The sequence below is a fragment of the Roseixanthobacter psychrophilus genome (assembly GCF_043195195.1).
In the GTDB taxonomy this organism is placed as follows: domain Bacteria; phylum Pseudomonadota; class Alphaproteobacteria; order Rhizobiales; family Xanthobacteraceae; genus NCEH01.
The window spans coordinates 1-427 of sequence record NZ_JBAFWT010000195.1 but is presented as its reverse complement, the minus strand read 5'-3'; the positions used below and the strand labels follow the sequence as shown (position 1 = coordinate 427).

1 protein-coding gene is annotated in these 427 nt (G+C 66.7%); it reads left to right on the top strand.

The features are described 5' to 3' along the window. Positions 1 to 427, top strand: a 427-nt coding sequence (locus tag V5F77_RS29175; protein ID WP_429008525.1) for a DUF3141 domain-containing protein, incomplete at both ends; no start/stop codon positions are given.

Here is a 427-nt window from a genome sequence, read left to right as displayed (position 1 = left end):
GCTGAAGCCCGAGGCGGTGTGGGAGAAGTACGCGAACCTCTATGCCCACATGGACACGGAGCGGGAGCGGTTCCTCGCCTTCGAGCGCTGGTGGGGCGGCTACTACTTCCTGAGCCGCGAGGAGATCCTCGCCATCGTCGAGAACCTCTTCGTCGGCAACCGGCTCGAGGAGGGGCGCCTGCGCATCTGCGCGGGGTGCCACGCGGACCTCAGGCGCATCCGCAACCCGCTCGTGATCTTCGCCTCCTATGGCGACGACATCACCCCGCCCCATCAAGCGCTTGGCTGGATACCGGTCGTGTACCGGGACACCGACGACCTGAAGGCGGCGGGCCAGCGCATCGTCTATCTCGTCAACCGCCATGTCGGGCATCTCGGCATCTTCGTTTCCGCCAAGGTCGCGCGGCTCGAGCACCGGGCGATCCTG